Origin of the sequence: Saccharothrix hoggarensis, assembly GCF_042678885.1 — a bacterium.
GTDB classification, from domain to species: Bacteria; Actinomycetota; Actinomycetes; order Mycobacteriales; family Pseudonocardiaceae; genus Actinosynnema; species Actinosynnema hoggarensis.
Window position 1 is genome coordinate 1 of sequence record NZ_JBHTLK010000142.1, and the last position, 17980, is coordinate 17980.

At 73.0% G+C, this 17980-nt stretch carries 17 protein-coding genes and 1 pseudogene; 10 read left to right on the forward strand and 8 right to left on the reverse strand.

Annotation, left to right across the window (positions count from 1 at the left end):
* The coding region (locus ACFQ3T_RS23685) for a nitroreductase family protein (RefSeq protein WP_380725969.1) at positions 1-489 on the forward strand (489 nt) is incomplete at its 5' end.
* Positions 486-1025: an NUDIX hydrolase gene (locus tag ACFQ3T_RS23690; protein WP_380725971.1), complete on the forward strand. Its 540-nt coding sequence runs from the start codon at positions 486-488 to the stop codon at positions 1023-1025. The genes ACFQ3T_RS23685 and ACFQ3T_RS23690, both read left to right, overlap by 4 nt.
* Before the next feature lie 108 nt (positions 1026-1133).
* On the opposite strand, the gene ACFQ3T_RS23695 is transcribed toward ACFQ3T_RS23690, so the two are convergent.
* The gene (locus ACFQ3T_RS23695) at positions 1134-1655 is read right to left on the reverse strand and encodes a hypothetical protein (RefSeq protein WP_380725973.1); all 522 of its coding nucleotides are present in this window, start codon (positions 1653-1655) and stop codon (positions 1134-1136) included.
* A gap of 155 nt (positions 1656-1810) precedes the next feature.
* On the opposite strand from ACFQ3T_RS23695, the gene ACFQ3T_RS23700 reads away from it, so the two are divergent.
* Together ACFQ3T_RS23700 and ACFQ3T_RS23705 are read left to right on the forward strand one after the other, a co-directional pair.
* Positions 1811-2887: a mannose-1-phosphate guanylyltransferase gene (locus ACFQ3T_RS23700; RefSeq protein WP_380725975.1), complete on the forward strand. Its 1077-nt coding sequence runs from the start codon at positions 1811-1813 to the stop codon at positions 2885-2887.
* A complete protein-coding gene (locus ACFQ3T_RS23705) occupies positions 2887-3774 on the forward strand; it encodes a DNA-3-methyladenine glycosylase family protein (protein WP_380725977.1) in 888 nt (295 codons plus the stop codon). The genes ACFQ3T_RS23700 and ACFQ3T_RS23705 overlap by 1 nt, the downstream gene beginning before the upstream one ends.
* On the opposite strand, the gene ACFQ3T_RS23710 is transcribed toward ACFQ3T_RS23705, so the two are convergent.
* The 5 genes from ACFQ3T_RS23710 to ACFQ3T_RS23730 form a co-directional block, all read right to left on the reverse strand.
* Entirely contained in the window at positions 3759-7007 is a 3249-nt protein-coding gene (locus ACFQ3T_RS23710; protein ID WP_380725979.1) for an NACHT domain-containing protein, read from the reverse strand. The two genes, ACFQ3T_RS23705 and ACFQ3T_RS23710, sit on opposite strands and share 16 nt — an antisense overlap.
* Positions 7008-7070: 63 nt before the next feature.
* Complete coding sequence (locus tag ACFQ3T_RS23715; RefSeq protein WP_380725981.1) at positions 7071-7931, reverse strand: glycosyltransferase family 2 protein; 861 nt, start codon at positions 7929-7931, stop codon at positions 7071-7073.
* A 10-nt stretch (positions 7932-7941) separates the two neighbouring features.
* Positions 7942-8367: a DUF4396 domain-containing protein gene (locus ACFQ3T_RS23720; RefSeq protein ID WP_380725997.1), complete on the reverse strand. Its 426-nt coding sequence runs from the start codon at positions 8365-8367 to the stop codon at positions 7942-7944.
* Positions 8368-8574: 207 nt separating this feature from the next.
* Positions 8575-9699, reverse strand: coding sequence for a glycosyltransferase family 4 protein (locus tag ACFQ3T_RS23725; protein WP_380725999.1), 1125 nt, complete (start codon positions 9697-9699; stop codon positions 8575-8577).
* Between the two features lie 79 nt (positions 9700-9778).
* Positions 9779-10813 (reverse strand): glycosyltransferase family 4 protein, encoded by a 1035-nt coding sequence (locus tag ACFQ3T_RS23730; RefSeq protein WP_380725983.1) that lies wholly within the window; start codon positions 10811-10813, stop codon positions 9779-9781.
* Positions 10814-10839: 26 nt separating this feature from the next.
* Here ACFQ3T_RS23730 and ACFQ3T_RS23735 point away from each other — a divergent pair, with 26 nt between their 5' ends.
* From ACFQ3T_RS23735 to ACFQ3T_RS23745, 3 genes are all read left to right on the forward strand, one after another.
* Positions 10840-11754, forward strand: a complete 915-nt coding sequence (locus tag ACFQ3T_RS23735) for a glycosyltransferase family 2 protein (protein ID WP_380726001.1) — start codon at positions 10840-10842, stop codon at positions 11752-11754.
* Between the two features lie 103 nt (positions 11755-11857).
* Positions 11858-14350 carry a glycosyltransferase gene (locus tag ACFQ3T_RS23740; protein WP_380725985.1) on the forward strand — a complete coding sequence of 831 codons (2493 nt, stop codon included), beginning with the start codon at positions 11858-11860 and terminating at the stop codon, positions 14348-14350.
* Positions 14343-15428 (forward strand): glycosyltransferase family 4 protein, encoded by a 1086-nt coding sequence (locus tag ACFQ3T_RS23745; protein WP_380725987.1) that lies wholly within the window; start codon positions 14343-14345, stop codon positions 15426-15428. The genes ACFQ3T_RS23740 and ACFQ3T_RS23745 overlap by 8 nt, the downstream gene beginning before the upstream one ends.
* Here ACFQ3T_RS23745 and ACFQ3T_RS23750 read toward each other — a convergent pair.
* Positions 15404-15694 carry a hypothetical protein gene (locus ACFQ3T_RS23750; RefSeq protein ID WP_380725989.1) on the reverse strand — a complete coding sequence of 97 codons (291 nt, stop codon included), beginning with the start codon at positions 15692-15694 and terminating at the stop codon, positions 15404-15406. The two genes, ACFQ3T_RS23745 and ACFQ3T_RS23750, sit on opposite strands and share 25 nt — an antisense overlap.
* A gap of 109 nt (positions 15695-15803) precedes the next feature.
* Between ACFQ3T_RS23750 and ACFQ3T_RS23755 the strand changes: the two genes are divergently transcribed.
* The 3 genes from ACFQ3T_RS23755 to ACFQ3T_RS23765 all read left to right on the forward strand — a co-directional run bounded on the left by ACFQ3T_RS23755 (position 15804) and on the right by ACFQ3T_RS23765 (position 17626).
* Entirely contained in the window at positions 15804-16655 is an 852-nt protein-coding gene (locus ACFQ3T_RS23755; RefSeq protein WP_380725991.1) for a helix-turn-helix domain-containing protein, read from the forward strand.
* Positions 16637-16873 carry a DUF397 domain-containing protein gene (locus ACFQ3T_RS23760; RefSeq protein ID WP_380725993.1) on the forward strand — a complete coding sequence of 79 codons (237 nt, stop codon included), beginning with the start codon at positions 16637-16639 and terminating at the stop codon, positions 16871-16873. Before ACFQ3T_RS23755 ends, ACFQ3T_RS23760 begins: the two co-directional genes overlap by 19 nt.
* Before the next feature lie 312 nt (positions 16874-17185).
* Positions 17186-17626, forward strand: coding sequence for an Imm1 family immunity protein (locus ACFQ3T_RS23765; protein ID WP_380725995.1), 441 nt, complete (start codon positions 17186-17188; stop codon positions 17624-17626).
* Here ACFQ3T_RS23765 and ACFQ3T_RS23770 read toward each other — a convergent pair.
* A pseudogene (locus ACFQ3T_RS23770) lies at positions 17623-17980 on the reverse strand (hypothetical protein); the annotation flags it as partial. The gene ACFQ3T_RS23765 and the pseudogene ACFQ3T_RS23770 sit on opposite strands and share 4 nt — an antisense overlap.

Below are 17980 nucleotides of genomic sequence, written 5' to 3' on the forward strand. Positions count from 1 at the left end.
TCCGCGCCCGCGCCGCACCACACGCGGCCGGTGCGGTTCGTGCGGCCGACCGCCCGGCGTGACGCCCTGCTGGACGCGATGCGCGAGCAGTGGCGGGCCGACCTGCGCGCGGACGGGCTGTCCGACGAGCGGGTCGAGGCGCGGGTGGCGCGCGGCGACTTCCTGCGGAACGCGCCGGAGATCGTCCTGCCGTTCCTGGTGCGGGCCGGCGCGCACGACTACCCGGACGAGCGGCGGTCGGCGGCGGAACGCACCATGTTCACCATCGCCGGCGGCGCGGCCGTGCAGGGGCTGCTGGTGGCGCTGGCCGCCGAAGGGCTCGGGTCGTGCTGGGTGTCGTCCACGATCTTCTGCGCCGACGTGGTGCGGGACGTGCTCGACCTGCCGACCGACTGGGAGCCGCTGGGCGCGGTGGCGATCGGGCACCCGGAGTCGGAGCTGACCCCGCGTGCCGCCGGTGACGTGGACGAGAGGTTCCTGGAGCTGTGAGCCCGCACGACGACGCCGTGTCGACCCTGGGCGCCTGGCGTCCCGCCGACCCGACCCAGGAGTCGCTCCGCCAGGCCTACCTGGGGTTCCTCGCCGCCCGCCCGGACGCGTGCCTGCGGTCGTGCGAGCCGGGGCACCTCACGGCGTCCGCGCTGGTGCTCAACGCGGCGGGTGACGAGACGCTGCTCACCCTGCACCCGAGGGTGGGCCGGTGGCTCCAGCTGGGCGGGCACTGCGAGCCGTCCGACACCACGCTGGCCGCCGCCGCGTTGCGGGAGGCGACGGAGGAGTCGGGCATCGACGGGCTGGTGATCGAGCCCGAGCCGATCCACCTGGACGTGCACCCGATCACGTGCTCGCTGGGCAAGCCGACCCGTCACTTCGACGTGCGGTTCCTGGTGCGCGCGCCGGTCGACGCGCGGGCGGCGCGCAGTGCCGAGTCGGTGGACCTGCGGTGGTGGCCGCTCGACGCCCTGCCGCCCGACGTGGACGACCTGCGCCCGATGATCGCCGCCGCCCTGACGCGACTGCGCTGAACCGGCTCGACCCCGGTGGGCCGGGCCGCGCCGGCCGCACCGGGCTCTGGCGGCGTTCAGCGGTCAGGCGTCGCCGGGTTCGGGTCGCGCCGTCGCCCGGTCGGGTGATCAGCCCTCGCCGCCGCCGTTGAGGCGCTGCGACAGACCGGGGCGGTGCTGGTCCTGGCCGCCCGACAGGCGCTGCGACAGCGACGGCCGGGAGGTGGGCACCTGCTGGACCGTCGGCACGGGGCCGGGGGCGACGCGGAGTTCCTGGGTCTCGGGGCCGTGCTGCTGCTGGGGCGGCTGCTGCTGGTTCTGGTGCGGCGGGGCGGGCTGGTGGGCCTGCTGCTGGGCGTTGGGCTGCTGGGCGGCGGCCGGCTGCTGGGCAGGTTGCGGCGCCTGGTGCTGGGTCTGCTGGGCGGCGGGCTGGTGCTGCGGCGCCGGCCGGCCCGCGGCGACGTGCGCGGCCAGGACCATCGTCGAGTCCGGGTCGTTGTCGCGCGGGTCCGCCGCGTTCACCACCGCGCGCGGGATCTGCTGGGTCGCCGACGAGTCCATCGGGGACGTCATGTTGTCCGGCGTGACGACGTGGATGCCACGTGCACGAGCACGGGCGAGCGCCGCGTCGGCCCGAGCGCGGGGGTCCATCCGGATCTCTCCTGCGGGTGCCTTGGGCCGGCTGGGACGCCGGCGTGCCGATCGGTGACGCCCGCCGGCACGGGACCACCGCCCGTGCCGCCGGAGTGCTCGTGCCAGAGTATTCGCAAACTACGGGTGGAAGTAAGCGGAGGAGGAAAAACGGCATGTCGGAGCTGCAAGGCGCCGAGGCAGTGGTTCTGGTCGGGGGCAAGGGAACCCGGCTTCGACCGCTGACCCTGTCCGCCCCCAAGCCCATGCTGCCGACCGCCGGGGTGCCGTTCCTCACCCACTTGCTGTCGCGGATCAGGGAAGCGGGCATCAGCCACGTCGTGCTCGGCACGTCGTACAAGGCGGAGGTCTTCCAGGAGCACTTCGGTGACGGCGCGTCGCTCGGGCTGGAGCTGGAGTACGTGGTCGAGGACGTGCCGCTGGACACCGCGGGCGCGATCCGCAACGTCGCCCACAAGCTGCGCGAACGCGACGTGGTGGTCTTCAACGGCGACATCCTGTCCGGGGTCGACCTGCGCGCCGTCGTCGACACCCACCGCGAGGCCGAGGCCGACGTGACGCTGCACCTGGTCCGGGTGGACGACCCGCGCCGGTTCGGCTGCGTGCCCACGGACGAGGAGGGCCGCGTCACCGCGTTCCTGGAGAAGACGGAGAACCCGCCGACGAACCAGATCAACGCGGGCTGCTACGTGTTCCGCCGCGAGGTGGTCGAGGGCATCCCGGCCGGTCGGCCGGTGTCGGTGGAGCGGGAGACGTTCCCGGGGCTGCTCGCGTCCGGCGCGCGGTTGCAGGGGCACGTCGACGCGTCGTACTGGCTGGACCTCGGCACGCCCGCCGCGTTCGTGCAGGGCTCGGCCGACCTGGTGCGCGGTGTCGCGCCGAGCGCCGCGCTGGAGCTGACGGGCGACGCGGTGGTGCTGGGAGGCGCCGCCGTGGACGCGGACGCCGTCGTCACGGGCGGTTCGACGGTCGGCGCGGGCTGCACGGTCGCGGCGGGCGCCGTGGTGGACGGCTCGGTGCTGTTCGACGGCGCGGTGGTCGGCGAGGGCGCGCGCGTGGAGCGCAGCGTGCTCGGCGTGAACGCGCTGGTGCAGGCCGGCGCCGTGGTGGTGGACGCGGTGATCGGCGACAACGCCGTGGTCGGCGCGCGGTGCGAGCTGATCGGCGGGGCCAGGGTGTGGCCGGGTGTGGTGCTGCCCGAGGGCGGAGTGCGGTTCTCCGCTGATGTCTAGTGCCTAGGACGTGGTCGCCGCCGTTCCCGCTGGACCTCGGCGCGGTGCTCGGGCCGTTGCGGCGCGGGCCGGCGGACCTCGCGTTCCGCGCCGGGGACGGCGTGTGGCTGGCGGCGAACACGCCGGTCGGGCCGGGCACCCTGCACGTCCGCCGCGCGGCCGGCGTGGTGGAGGCGGACGCGTGGGGTGACGGCGCGGAGTGGCTGCTCGACGGGCTGCCCGCGTTGCTGGGCGCGGAGGACGACGACTCGGCGTTCGAGTGCCACCACCCGTTGATCGCGGAGGCGCGGCGGCGGTCGCCCGGCATCCGGCTCGGCCGGACGGGCCGGGTCTGGGACTCGCTGCTGCCCGCGATCCTGGAGCAGAAGGTGACGAGCACCGAGGCGTTCCGCTCGTACCGCGAGCTGTGCCGGAGGTTCGGCACACCCGCGCCGGGTGTCACCGGCATGTGCGTGCCGCCGACGCCGAGGGCGATCCTGGGCGTCACCGACTGGGAGTGGCACCGCGCCGGCGTGGACGGCGGCAGGCGGCGGGCGTTGATCGCGGCGGCGCAGGTGGCGCACCGGTTGGAGCGGGCGGCCGAGCTGGGCGGTGAGGCGGGCCGGGACCTGCTGCGCAAGGTGCCGGGCGTCGGCGTGTGGACGGCGGCCGAGGTGGCGCAGCGCGCGTGGGGCGACCCGGACGCCGTGAGCTTCGGCGACTTCCACCTGGCGGGGCTGGTCGGCTGGGCGTTGACGGGGGGACCGCTGGACGACGACGGCATGGCCGACGTCCTGTCCCCGTACGTCCCGCAACGCCACCGCGCCGTCCGGTACGTGCTCGCCTCGGGCTTCCGGAAGCCGCGCTTCGGTCCCCGCTTCGCCCCCCGCGACTACCGCGCCATGTGATCACCGAGTCCGACCGACTCGACCGCTCGCGTCAACCGTGCGAACAGGCCCTTGTCGTACTCGATGATCGCGTCAAGATCGAGTTGCCGCAACAGCGCCGGAAGGTCCTGGAAGATTCGCACCTCTGCGCCTATTCCGATCCGGATCCTCAACTCGATGAAGCAGACCAACGTTTCGGCGACTTGGATCGGCCAGTTGAGAGGGCTCGACGCCGAGAACAGGTCGTCGAGCAACTTCACCGCGCCGGCGTGGGAGGCGCCGACCTTCGACAACAGGCGCAACGCGCATCCGACCAATGGCGCGAATGCGACCTGCAGGTCTTCCATGCCGTACGCGACCACCTGTTCGAGTAGGTCCACGGTGACCGCCGGGTCGTGGGACAGGGCGCTGAAGAGCACTGTCCGATAACGGCCGCCCAAGGCGACGAGCTCGCTGAAGACCACCGAGAGTGCGGTGGTGTACGCCCCGAGCCGCTGCTCCGCGTCGGATGCGGCCAGCGCCGTCACCAGCAGATAGGCGAGTGAGACAGTCCGCCCTTGGTGCTCCACGACCAGGTCGAGGGTGTGATCGAACTCGTGCATCAGTGGTTCAAGGGTGTGCAGGGCATGGCCCCCGTGCCGAGACGCGCGGAGGTTCTCCCACTGGCGCATCCCGGCAAGAGATTCCAGCATGAAGAACGGCGGATGCCCGGAGCTCACGTCAAGGTCGAACAGCGAGGCCAGGTCGACTCGCCGGAACGGCCACCTGTCGTCCGCCACGATCTCCAACCGCGATCCGTCGTGGTCGGCGCTCAGTTCCGTGGTGAGGCTGTCCCACTCCTCTGCGGCGAGTTGCGACTGCCACAGCAGCGTCAAAGCCTGCCAGGCGTCCCGTGCGGACGTGTTCCGGTCGAGGTCCGCCACCGCCAACCGCCCGCGCACCACGACGGTGAGCGCGACCAGGTTCGCCGTGTAAGCCGCGATGCGCCGAGCGACAGGCAAGCCCCTGGGCGTGTAATCCGGGTGTTCGGTGCCGGGCGGGTGGTGCTGGGCCGTCCCCACCAGACCGGTGAACAGGTCGTACATCGCCACGCGGTCCGCTTCGGGAGTCCCTGTGAACAGCTCCCGCAGGAATGAGAGCACGGGCGCGCGGGTGGTCAGCGGCGCGAACGACAACACCGGTTCCAGCCAACCCGCACCGGCCTCCTGACCGCCGTACCGGGACGCCGACGCCAGCCGCTTCCTCTCGAGGACGTCGAGCGACACGCGGTGGACGAGTCGGGCGACGAGGTATTCGCCGAACGTGGCGTGCAGGAACTCGTACGTCTGCAACACCCGGCCGCCGTGCGCCGCCCGGGCCGCGTGGACGAAGAAGAACCGGCCCACCGCCAACTGGGCCGACGTCAGGCGGAGTCGCCGGTCCGGGCCACCTCGCACCCCGGTCGACAACAGGGCGTTCAGGTCATCGTCGAGTTCGGTCTCGTCAATCCACTGCACGCCCCGGTTGAACATCGCGAACGCGATCACCGAGAGCCGTTTCAGCTCCTCTTCCACGGCTTCGGCGACTTGGTCTTCGAGCGCCCCTTGAAGGCTTTTGGCGACCTCACGGCGTGCGAACCGGGTCAACAGCTCCTCGTACAAGGTCGCCTCGGCGAGTTCGGCGCCGTCCTCCTCCCGCAACGCGTTCCCGTCCGCGTTGTACAGCGCGAGCATGAACAACAGGAGTGGTTGGCCGGCGAGGTCTTCGAACCTCAACGCCACCTCCGGGTCCAGCACCGCTCCGGGGTTGGCGGAGTTCCACACCTCCAGCCAGCGACGCACCTGCTCGTCGCCGAACGGCTCCACCTTCAGCACCACGGTGGAACCGGCGAACCGGGCGCGGTTCGCCACGGCGGTGCGGCTGGTCACGACGACGATCACCGCACGTCCCTGGTCGGACTCGCGGCGCTGGAACTCGCGCACCTGCGCCAGGTAGTCGGACCTGCTGGCGCCGGTGGCCTGGAGCAGTTCGTCGAAGCCGTCCAGCAGGACGACGGGGACGGCGGGCGCGGCGGCCCGGGCGAGGTCGGGCCAGTTCAACCGCTCGCCCGTCGCGCGCGTGATGGCGTCCTCGACCTGCTCTTGCAACGTGGCGTCGGCGGGCACGTCCCGCAGCACCACCCGGATAGGCAGGAAGTCCTCCGGCGGCAGCTGCGCGGCCAGCATCTTCGTTAGCAGCGACTTGCCCGCGCCGGGTTGCCCCAGCACGACGAGGGGTTCCACCGTCGCCTGCGACGAGGTGAGGTAGCCGGCGAGGTAGTCGTCCAGGTCGGAACGGACCGGTTGCGGCGACCACCAGCTCTCCTGGCTGACGTCGTCACCCTGGCGGACTTGGACGGCCTTGAAGCTCGGCGACACGTACGCCTGCTCCAACGTCGGCAGGACCAGCCAGGCCGGGACGTCGCCGTCCACGATCGGGCGGCGCAGGACGGCGCGGTAGGTGCGGGCCAGCGCGTTCCGGCGCTCGTCCGGCGCCTGGGAGCCCGCGAGCCGTGCCAGCAGGTCCCGCATGTCCTCCAACGCCGTCCGCTGCCCGCGGATCTCGGAACGGGTCGCGGCGTGCTCGATGCCCGTCGTCCACACCGCGAACTCCGGGCAGTCCAACGCCAGTTGCCGGTAGTGCGCCCGGTAGCGGGCCAGGGCGATCTCCGGCACTTCGAGCACCGTCGCCTTGCCGAAGCAGGCGTGCTCGTCCGGCGTCAGGGCGTACCAGGCTTCGAAGCCGCTGAGGAAGTCGACGACCTCGCTGACCTTGTCCTCGTAGAACGCCGTGAGATGCGAGGCGACGGTCTCCGGCGGCTGATCCGGGCTCGGCAGCGGGATCTCGGCGCGCAGCAGCGCCGCGACGAGGTCCACCTTGCGCTTCGACGCCGGCCGGTCCGCGCCGACCAGGGCCAACTGCTCGCCCTTGCCGATCCTGACGTCGAACGGGAGCCCGACCTCGTCCACCGCCTCGAAGAACGAGGTCGTCACGACGATGCCGTGCGCGGCTTCGAGCAACCGGGTCCGGTCGACGCGGTGCAGGCCGTTCGCCCGCTCGCGCACCGTCGACAGGACCTGCTTGCCGACGCGGACCACCTCGGTCCGCGCGTCGAGCAGGTCGATCCCACCCGTCGCCAGCACGGCCGCCGCCGAGACGTGGTCGAGCAACTTGACGAGCCCGGTGTCGCCGCCGAGCAGCTTCACCGCGTCGGTGTACGAGTAGGAGCGACGCATCCGGATATCATCCGGACGGCGACCGCGTCACGGAGGCGGTTGGCCGGTGATCACCGGATCGGCTCAGCGAGCCTTGCGGGTCAGCAGGCGCAGCCGGAGGCCGAGGCCGAGGCGGACGGCCAGGAGGACCGGCGCCCACAGCGGGCCGCGGTGGCGGTCGGCCAGGTAGCGGTAGGCGCTGGAGTGGTGGGCGGCCAGCATCCGGTTCGACGAGCGCTGGGTGGAGTGGCCGCCGATGTGCACGACCTCGGCTTCGGGGACGTAGACGTTCAGCCAGCCGGCGCGCCCGAGGCGGTCGCCCAGGTCGACGTCCTCGAAGTACATGAAGTAGCGGGGGTCGAAGCCGTCGATCGAGTCGAACGCCTCGCGCCGCAGCAGCAGGCACGACCCGGACAGCCAGCCCGCGGTGCGCTCCTCCGGCGCCGCCTGCTCCTGCCGGTACTGGCGCGTCCACGGGTTCGACGGCCAGAGGTGCGAGAACACGGCGTGCCCGAGGCCGCGGCCCAACGACGGCAGCAGGCGGGCGGACGGGTAGAGGGCGCCGGACGGTTCCCGGATCAACGGCCCGAACGCGCCGCCGCGCGGCCACCGCTTGGCGGCTTCCAGCAGCGCGTCCAGGCTGCCGACACCCCACGACAGGTCCGGGTTGGCCACGACGACCCAGCCGACCGAGTCGGGCAGCGACGCGACGCCGCGGTTGGCGCCCGCGCCGTACCCGAGGTTGCCGCCGGTCGGCAGGAACGTCACGTGCTCGTGCTCCGCGGCCGCGCGTTCCGGCACGCCGTCGGTGGACCCGTTGTCCGCCAGCACCACCGACACCGGCCGGGTGGTCGCCGACGACAACGTGGACAGGAAGGTGTCCAGTGTTTCACCGGGCGAGTAGGTGACGGTCACCACCGCCAGCCCGTCTCCGTAACGCGTCACGCCGGCCACCCTAGTGGTGGTGGGCGTGGTGCACGACGGCGTGCCCCTTGCCGCGCGAGATCAGCCACCGGTTCACCGGCACGGTCACCACGAACGCCACCGCGAGGGAGAACGCGAGCGCGCCCCAGAACAGCAGGCTCGACACGCCGGCCTCCATCGCGCCGGGCACGGCCAGCATGATCGCGTTGTCGACGACCTCCATCACGGCGATGGACACGGTGTCGGCGGCGAGCGCCACCTTGACCGCCGCGCCGAAGCCGACGCCGGTCTTCAGCACGCCGCGCAGGGTGAGCGCGTAGCCGAAGAAGAACGCCAACGTCACGGCCAGCACCACGGTGCCCCAGTTGGGCAGGCCGATGGCCGTGCCGATGACCATGCCGAGCACTTCGCCGATGGCGCAGCCGGTGAGGCAGTGCAGCGTCGCGGAGATTGCCATGGACCAGGTTGCCTTCATGCCGTACACCATACCCCCAGGGGGTATCGAAATCCACCGGGACGCCGCCGATCGTCGCCGACCGCGAGGTGCTGATACTCCGCCGCGTGCTGTCCGCGCGACGACTTCCCTGGTCACGGCGGCGGCGAGCGATCCCGCGATGCCGCCGGCACCGGCCCGTGAGCTGGTCGCGCGCGATGTGGCGGGACGTCAGCGGCGGTGGTTGCGGACCGCGCGCTCGTAGGCCACGCGGTGGCGGGCGGCCGACGTGGACCAGGAGAAGTCCTTCGCCCGCACCACCGCGGCCGCGGCCAGCGCGTCGCGCCGGGCCGGGTCGTCCCGCAGCTCGGCCAGCGCCGCCGCGATGTCGCCCGCGCCGACGCCGCAGTACGCCACCGCGTCGCCGCCCACCTCGGGCAGGCTGAGCCGCCGGGTGGTCAGCACGGCCGCGCCGCAGGCCATCGCCTCCAGCACGGGCAGGCCGAACCCCTCGCCCAGCGACGGGTAGGCCACCAGCTCCGCGCCGCCGAGGAACCCGGCCAGCGACGGGAACGGCAGGTAGCCGGCCCGGAGCACGCGGATGCGGTGCGGCACGGCGTCCAGCGCGCGTTCCACCTGGCTGTCCCAGCCGGGCTGCCCGGCGAGCACCAGCGCGGGCGGGTCGGGCCGGTCGCGGCACGCCTGCGCGAACCCGCGGATGAGCGCCGGGACGTTCTTGCGCGGCTCCAGGGCGCCCAGGAACGCCACGTACGGCGCGTCGCCCAGCGACAGCATCCGCCGGACCGCCACGACCTCCTCGGGCGTGGGCGGGTGGAACCGCTCGGTGTCCACGCCGTGCTGCGCGATGTGCAGGAGCCGCCGGTCCGCGCCGGCCACGCGGGTCAGCTCGTCCGCCGTCGCCCGCGACGGCACGATGCACAGCGCGGCGCGCCGCAGCGACGCCCGCGTCCAGGCCCGGAAGAACCGCGCCTTCACCGACGAGTGCAGCACCGCGTCGGTGAAGAAGGTCGCGTCGTGCAGCGTCACGACGGAGGCCGCCCGGTTCGCCAGCGGCACGGTGTAGTGCGGCGAGTGCACGACGGTGACGCCGAGGCGGGCGGCGAGCCGCGGCAGCGTCGTCTGCTCCCAGGTCAGGCGGGCCGTGCGGGTCGCCACGGCGTCCGCCGCCGGGATGACGCGGGACCTCGGCGCGAGGGACGTGTACAGCTCGGCGTCCCGGGGCTGGCACACCACGCTGAGCCGCGCCCCGTCCGAGTCCAGGGCGGCCACCAGGGAGTCCACGTACCGTCCGACGCCACCTCGGTCGGCGGGGACGGCGGTGGCGTCGATCAGCACGCTGGGTTCGACGGGTGACACGCGCTGAAGGGTACGGCGGGCGACGTGCGGCTTGGCCGGGAATGGTGCAAACGGTGGGTTAATCACGCAACCCGAGGTGGATGGCCCACACCGACCGGGCGGCGTTCTCCCAGGTGAACGCGCGGGCTCGGGCGCGGCCCGCGGTGACCAGCCGCTCGGCGAGGCCGGGGTCGGACAGCACCGCGCGCAGCCCCGTGACCAGCGCCTCGCGGTCACCGCGCGTCACCGCCACCCCCGCTCCCCCGGCCACCTCCACCAGCGCCGGCGCGTCGGAGTGCACCACGGGCACGCCGGCCGCCATCGCCTCCACCACGGGCAGCCCGAACCCCTCGGCCAGGCTGGGCGCGGCCAGCACGGACGCCCGCCGCAGCACGAAGGCCAGCTGCGCGTCCCCGAGCCGTCCCAGCAGGTGGACGTGGGGCGCGCGCAGGTCCACCCCGCCCCACCCCTGCGGGCCGATCACGACGAGCGGGACGTCCAGCTCGGCGGTGGCGTCGGCGAGCAGGTCGAAGCCCTTGCGCGGCTCGACGGTGCCGATCGCCAGCACGTACCGGGGCGGCACGTCCACCGGCTCCTCCGCCGGGAACGCCGTCACGCCGTTGCCCACCACGTGGACGGGCGCCGGTCCGGGCGCGTGCCGCCGCAGCTCGTCGGCCACCGCCGACGTGGGCACGACGACCGCGCCGGCCCGCGCCACGACCCGCCCGATCACCCGCCGGTGCCACACCACGCCACGCGGCGTCAACGTCTCCGGGTGGGTCCACGGCACGGTGTCGTGCACGGTCACCACCACCCGCCCGCGCGGCGGCGCGAACGGCGTGAAGGCGTGCACCGAGTCGCCGCCGGGCCAGTACGGCACGCCCCGCTCCCACGCCGCGATCAGCGCACGCCGGGGCAGCGGCAGCACCCTGGGGCCGAGCACGCCGGGCACCTCGGCCGCCGACACGTCGGAGTGCCTGCTCACGGCCCCGGTGACGGTCCACCCGTCCGGCGCGGTGGCGGCCAGGGCGGCGGCCAGCTCGCGCGTGTACCGGCCGGTGCCGCCCGGCACCGGCGCCAGCAACTGCTCGGTCAGCACGACGAGGTTCGGCACATCGCGTACCGTCTCACGCCGTGTCGATCCCCAGCACGACGGTCGTCGTGGTGACGTGGCGGGGCCGCGAGCACATCACCGCCTGCCTCGACGCCCTCGCCCGGCAACGTCCACACCGGACACTCGTGGTGGACAACGCGTCCGACGACGGCACGGCCGCCCTGGTCGCGGCCCACCCGAGCCGCCCCGAGGTGCTGCGCCTGCCCGTCAACCGGGGGTACGCGGGTGGTCTCGCGGCGGCGTTGCCGCTGGTCGGCACCCGGTACGTGGCCTGGCTGAACGACGACGCGACGCCCGACGACGGCTGGCTGGCCGCCCTCGAGGACGCCCTCGACGCGACGCCGGACGCCGCCGCCGCGACCGCGTCCATGGTGCTGCCCGACGGCTCGACCCAGTCGGTCGGCGTGCGGCTCACCGCCGACGGCCACGGCGCCGACCTGCTCCTCGCCGGGCGCGAGGTGTTCGGCTTCTGCGGCGGCGCGGCCCTGCTCCGCAAGGACGCCCTCGACCACGTCGGCGGCGTCCCGGCCGCGTTCTTCTGCTACTACGAGGACACCGACACGGCGTGGCGGCTGCGGCTCGCGGGCCACCGGGTGCTGTCGGTCGGGCCGGCGCGGGTCCGCCACCGGCACGGCGCCAGCACCAACCCCGGCTCCCGCCGGTTCCACCGCTGGAACGAGCGCAACCGGCTGCTGACGCTGCTGCGCTGCGCCCCCCTGGCCGCGGCGGCGCGCGAGGTGGCCCGGTTCGCCGCGATCACCGCCCTGCTGCCGGTCCGGCGGAACGTGCCCGACGCCGGCAACTTCCGCGTCCCGCTGCGCCTGCAGGTGCTGCTGGAGGTGCTGGCGAGGCTGCCGGTCACGGTGATCCAGCGATGGCGGATCGGCCGGCGTGCGACCGTGGACCGGCGCGTGGTGTGGCGGGAGTGGGCGGGCCGTTAGGGGAGCGTCGGGTGGTCGGACGGGCGCGACCCGCGGACGCCCTGGTCGAGGCATAACGCACCTTCACCGCACGCTGCGGAGCGTGATGAGGCAGAGTTAGCGCGTGGAGCAAGGGACCCTGCCTGACGTGACGGTGGTCGTGGTCAACTACCGCGGCGCCGACGACACCATCACCTGCCTGCGCTCGCTGTTCGGCGACCTGAGCTACCCGGCGGACAAACTCCAGGTCGTCGTGGTCGACAACGCCTCGGGCGACGGTGGCGCGGACCGCATCCGCACCGCCGTGCCGGACGCCGAGGTGATCGAGTCCCCGGCCAACCTCGGCTTCGCCGGCGGCTGCAACCTGGGCGTGCGGAGCGCGCGCGGCTCGGTCGTCGCGTTCCTCAACAACGACGCCCGCCCCCACCGGGACTGGCTGCGCGAGGCGGTGCGGGTGCTGCGCGCCGAGCCGTCCGTCGGCGCGGTGGCGAGCAAGGTCCTCGACTGGGACGGCCGCGAGATCGACTTCGTGGACGCGGGCCTCACCTGGTTCGGCATGGGCTACAAGCGGCACGCCGGCCTGCCGGACGACGGCAGCCACGACACGCCGCGCGACGTGCTGTTCGGCACGGGCTCGGCGCTCGTGGCGCGGACCGGCCTGTTCCGCGAGCTGGGCGGGTTCGACGAGCGGTTCTTCATGTTCTACGAGGACGTCGACCTCGGCTGGCGGATGAACCTGCGCGGCTGGCGCGTCCGGTACGTGCCGACGTCCCTGACCTACCACAAGCACCACGCATCGATGTCCACAGTGGACAGCAGTCGTGAGCTGTACCTGCTGGAGCGCAACGCACTCGCCGCGCTGTACAAGAACTTCTCCGACGAGACGCTGGCCAGGGTGCTGCCCGCCGCGCTGGCCCTGGCGGTCCGCCGGGCGACCGCGCGCGGCGAGCTGGACGCCACCCAGCTGGAGATCACGCGCCGTCCCGCCGACCCCGCCGACGACCGGGCGCCCGTGCCGGTGTCGCGCCAGGCGTTGGCCGGGCTCCTCGCGATCGACCAGTTCGTGGAGCTGCTGCCGTCGCTGGCCGAGTCGCGCAAGGCCGAGCAGGCCGCGCGCCGCGTGTCGGACGCGGACCTCGTGCCGCTGATGCGCAAGGCGATGGAGCCCGCCTACCCGCTGCCCCGCTACCTCGCCGCGCACGACGTGCTGGTCGAGGTGTTCGGGCTGGACGAGGTGTTCGGCCGGCCGCGCCGGGTGCTGGTGGTCACCGGCGACGCGATCTCCGAGAAGATGGCCGGCCCCGCGATCCGGGCGTGGAACATGGCCGACGTGCTGTCCGCCGAGCACGAGGTGCGGCTGGTCACGATCAACCCGCTGTGCGCGCCGCCCGAGGCCGCGTTCCCCGTCCTGCGGGTCGCCCGGCGCGACCTCGGCGCGCAGGTCGAGTGGGCGGACGTCATCGTGGTGCAGGGCCACGTGCTGGAATTCGTGCCCGAGCTGAAGAAGCCGTCGTCCACGAAGGTCGTGGTCTGCGACATCTACGACCCGATGCACCTCGAACTCCTCGAACAGGGCAAGGACGCGAGCGACGAGCAGCGCGAGCTGGACCTGGTCGGGGTCACGAAGGTCATCAACGACCAGCTGGCGCGCGGCGACTTCTTCCTGTGCGCGTCGGAGCGGCAGCGCCACTTCTGGCTCGGCCACCTGACCGCGCTGGGCCGGCTCACCCCCTCGCTCTACGACAACGACCCCACCGTCCGGTCGCTGCTCGCCGAGGTGCCGTTCGGGCTGCCCGGCAAGCCGCCGGAGCGCACCGGGCCGGGCCTGCGCTCGACGTTGGGCCTCGGCGAGTCGGACAAGGTCGTGCTGTGGGCGGGCGGCGTCTACAGCTGGTTCGACCCGCTGACGCTGGTGCGGGCCGTGGACCGGCTCCGGTCGCGCCGGCCGGACGCGCGGCTGGTGTTCCTCGGCATGAAGCACCCGAACCCCGAGGTGCCGGACATGGACATCGCCGGGCAGACCCGCGCGTTGGCCAAGCGGCTCGACCTCGTCGGGTCGCACGTGTTCTTCAACGAGACGTGGGTGCCCTACCAGGACCGGCAGAACTGGCTCCTCGACGCGAACGCGGGCGTGACCACGCACTACGAGCACGTGGAGACGACGTTCGCGTTCCGGACCAGGGTGTTGGACTACCTGTGGGCCGGGCTGCCGATCGTCACCACGGACGGCGACTCGTTCGCCGACCTCGTGCGCGCCGAGCGCCTCGGCGTGGTGGTGCCGTCGGAGGACGCCGACGCGCTGGCCGACGCGCTGGAGAAGGTCATGTACGACGCCGAGTTCGCGGCCGGCTGCGTCGAGCGGATCGCGGCCGTGCGGGAGCGGTTCACCTGGGAGAACGTGCTGGCGCCGTTGACGGCGTTCTGCCGCAACCCGCGGCCCGCCGCCGACCGGCTGCCGGGGTCGTCGTTCATGGTGCGCAACCGGCCGCTCGGGCGGCGGGAGAAGGTGCAGCGGGACGTGGCGCTGGTCAAGGAGTACCTCAGCGCCGGCGGTCCCGGCGAGGTGGCCCGGCGGGCGACCGGCCGGGTGCTGAAGAAGTTGCGCGGCCGTGGCTAGGCCGCTGCGGGTGCTGATCGACGGCACCCCGCTGCTCGGGCACCGGACCGGCATCGGCCGGTACACGGCGGCGCTGGCCGAGGAGCTGGCGTCGATGCTGGACGAGGTCGACGTGCGGGCGGTGGCGTTCACGCTGCGCGGGTGGCGGGCGCTGCGGACCGTGCTGCCGCACGACGTCGTGGCGCGCGGCCTGCCCGTGTCGGCGCGGCTGCTGCGGCAGTTCTGGCTGCGGGTGCCGTTCCCGCCGGTGGAGTTCCTGGCCGGGCCGACGGACGTCATGCACGCCACCAACTTCGTGCTGCCGCCCACGATCGGCGCCGGCGGCGTGACCACCATCCACGACCTGGCGTTCCTCGACGCCCCCGGCGACCTGCCCCCGTCCGACCGGCGGCTCCCCGAACTGGTGCAGAAGTCGGCGACCAGGGCGGACGTCGTCTGCACGCCCACCCGTGCTGTGGCCGAGGTGGTCGCGGAACGGCTCGGCGTGCCCGAGTCGAAGATCGTCGTGACGCCGCTGGGCGTGGACCCGGCGTGGTTCGCCGCCCGTGCGCCGTCGCCGGCCCTGCGCTCACGCCTCGGCCTGCCGTCCGAGTACCTGCTGTTCGTCGGCGCCGGCGGGCCGCGCAAGGGCCTGGGCACGCTCCTGGCGGCGCACGCGACCCGCCCGTCCCTGCCGCCGCTCGTCCTGGCCGGGCCGCACGCGATCAGCGCGGACGACCGGGTCGTGCGGACCGGGTACCTGAACGCCGTCGACCTGAGGAGCGTCGTCGCGGGGGCCGCGGCGCTCGTGCTGCCGTCGCGCGACGAGGGCTTCGGGCTGCCGGTGCTGGAGGCGTTGGCGTGCAACGTGCCCGTGGTGTGCACGGACGTGGCGGCGTTGCGCGAGGTGGCCGGCGGGCACGCGGTGCACGTGCCGATCGGTGACGTGGAGGCGTTGGCGTCGGCCATGGTGGACGCCGTCGAAGCCCCGCCCACCCCGGCCGCCCAGGCGGCGCGGCGGACGCACGCGGCCGAGTTCACGTGGCGGAAGACGGCGGAGCGGACGCTCCTGGCCTACCGGCGCGCCGCCGGGCAGTGACAGGCGCGGAGGCTCACCGCGCCACGTGCCACGGGGTTCCCCTGCTCGCCCGTGTCCAGGCAGTCGTCGCAGTCGAAGCCGGACGGGTCGAGAATCTTCAGCTCGCGCTGGACGGCGTCCAGCAACCGGTCCGCGCCGTTCGTGGTGAGGCCGAGGACCACCTGGCCCGGCGGTGGGCCGATCGAGAGGCAGACCGTCCCGGTCTCGTCGTCCACCCACGCCCGCAGCGGCGTGTCACCCCGGACGAAGGCCACCTGAACAGCCACAACACCCTCCTCTATCGGTGGAATCGAGTTCTGCTAGGTTGCTGCAACCTTCGATTCCACGCAAGCTACTGTGGAATCGCATTCCAAATCTTCACCCGATCGAGGGAACGTGACTCCCAAGCAGCGTCGCCTCGCCCGTCGCCTCCGCCAGCTCCGGCTCAAGTCGGGCCTGTCCCTGGAGGACGCCGCCGACCACCTCGGCTGCAAGCAGCCCAAGATCACCAAGATGGAGATCTGCCAGTTGGGCGCGAAGCCCGACGAGGTGCGGATGCTGTGCGAGCTGTACGGCGCGGGCCGGGCGACCGTGGAGAGCATGGTCAACCTCGCCAGGACCGCGAAAACCCGCGGCTGGTACCAGGTGTACGACGAGTCGGCGAACCCGGAGAACATCGACTTCGTGGAGCTGGAGACCGACGCGGTGGCCGTGTCGAACTACCAGATCGACTTGGTGCCCGGTCTCCTCCAGACCGAGGACTACGCCCGCACCGTCATCCGCGCCGCCAACCCCGGCATCGGAGAGGCCGTCCTCGAACAACGCGTTGAACTGCGCGTCAAGCGCCAAGACCGGGTGCTCGACGGCAGCCTCGACGTCTGGGCGGTGATCACCGAGGACGCCGTCCTCCGCGCGGTCGGCGGTCGGGACGTGCACATCGCCCAGCTGACCCGCTTGCTGGAGGCGGCTTCACTGCCGAACGTGCAGTTCCAGATCATTCCCACACGCGCCGGCGAGCACATCGCCATGGGCGTGCCGTTCGACTGCTTCCGGTTCGACGACGGCTACGGCACGGTCGCGATCGACCACCTGACTGGCACCCTCTTCTTGGAGGAAGAAGCCGAGGTGGAGCGGTATAGGCTGGCGTTCCAGCACTTGTGCGGCGCTGCGCTCAGCGTGCCGGACTCGCTGGCCCTGCTGCGGAAGTACGTCAAGGAGGAGCACAGCGAATGGGAGCGTCGGAGCTGACCTTCGGAACCTGGCGTAAATCGGCTTTCAGCGGCGGGAACTCGGACTGCGTCGAAGTGGCGTGGCGCAAGGCGAGCCACAGCGGCGGGAACTCCAGCTGCGTCGAAGTGGCTCACACCTCCACCGCCGTGGCCGTCCGCGACAGCAAGTCGCCGACCACCGGCATCCTCACCGTCCCCCACACCGCCTGGACGACGTTCCTGGCAGCCCTGAGGTGACGTCCCTGTCCGCCGTGGGCGTGGCGCGAGGTGTTATGACCTTCCCGTCTGACGGTCTGCCTGCGGGTTCTTGAGCACGTTCCACGAAATCTGCCGTGACCCCGTCACGGCACAGACGCTACGCAGGAACCGCTGACGCTCGCCGTCAGGACGAGGTGCGGTCGCTTCAGTGGATCGCCCGAGCGCGGACATGGCGGACAGGTTGCCGCACTGGTTGATCGCAAAACCAGTGCGATAATCCGACTCCACCCCAACGGCCCAACACCGCACCTCGGGTGGTCACTCACCGCGTCCACTGCGATGATTCGGTCCATGAGTTTCACGGCTGTGTGGCCGATCAACGACGTGAACGACGCCGACGCCGCCGACGAGTTGACCGTCAGCGCGCCCGAGGACGTCGACACCCTCCTCAGCCGACTCGCCGAGCCCGGCGCCGGCCCGGCGGTGATCGAGCACCAGGACCGCGAGCTCATCACCGACACCGAGGGCCTGCTCGGCTCCCCCGGCTCGACCAAGATCCCCGACCACGACGTCGCGGCGGCCATCCACGCCGGCTTCGGCTACCTCACCTACGCCGACCCGGACCACGACTACTCGACGTTGCAAGGCGACCCGGCGTCCCCCGAGTACCGCTCCGAGTACGTCGACTACCCGGCGGGCGCGGGCGTGCCGGTGGGGGTCCTGGCGGCCGCGCTGAAGGACTTCCTGGCCACGGCGCAGCGCCCGACCTGCGTGGAGTGGCAGCCCGCCTAACCCGCCGGCACGGCGTGGGACACCCACACGTTCGCCTCGACGTACACGGCCGCGTTCTGCGCCGTCGACACGTGCACCGGGGCGAGCGCGCCGGGCACGACCACCGGCCCGTCCCGGTCGAACGGCAACCCGGTCCACTCCCGCCAGCGCGCCAACGTCGCCTGCACGGTGGACGAGCACCACGCGACGCCCTCGACCCGCCCGCCGGCGCGGACGTGGGTCCGCAGCCACCGGTCCGCCGGCAACCCGTCCGCCCGGGTCCGCGCGGCGTACTCGTCCATCGGCGCCTCGGGCTCCGCCGCCTTGTCCGGGGGCCGCAGGGGCGCCACCAGCGCCCGCAACCCCGCCAGCGCG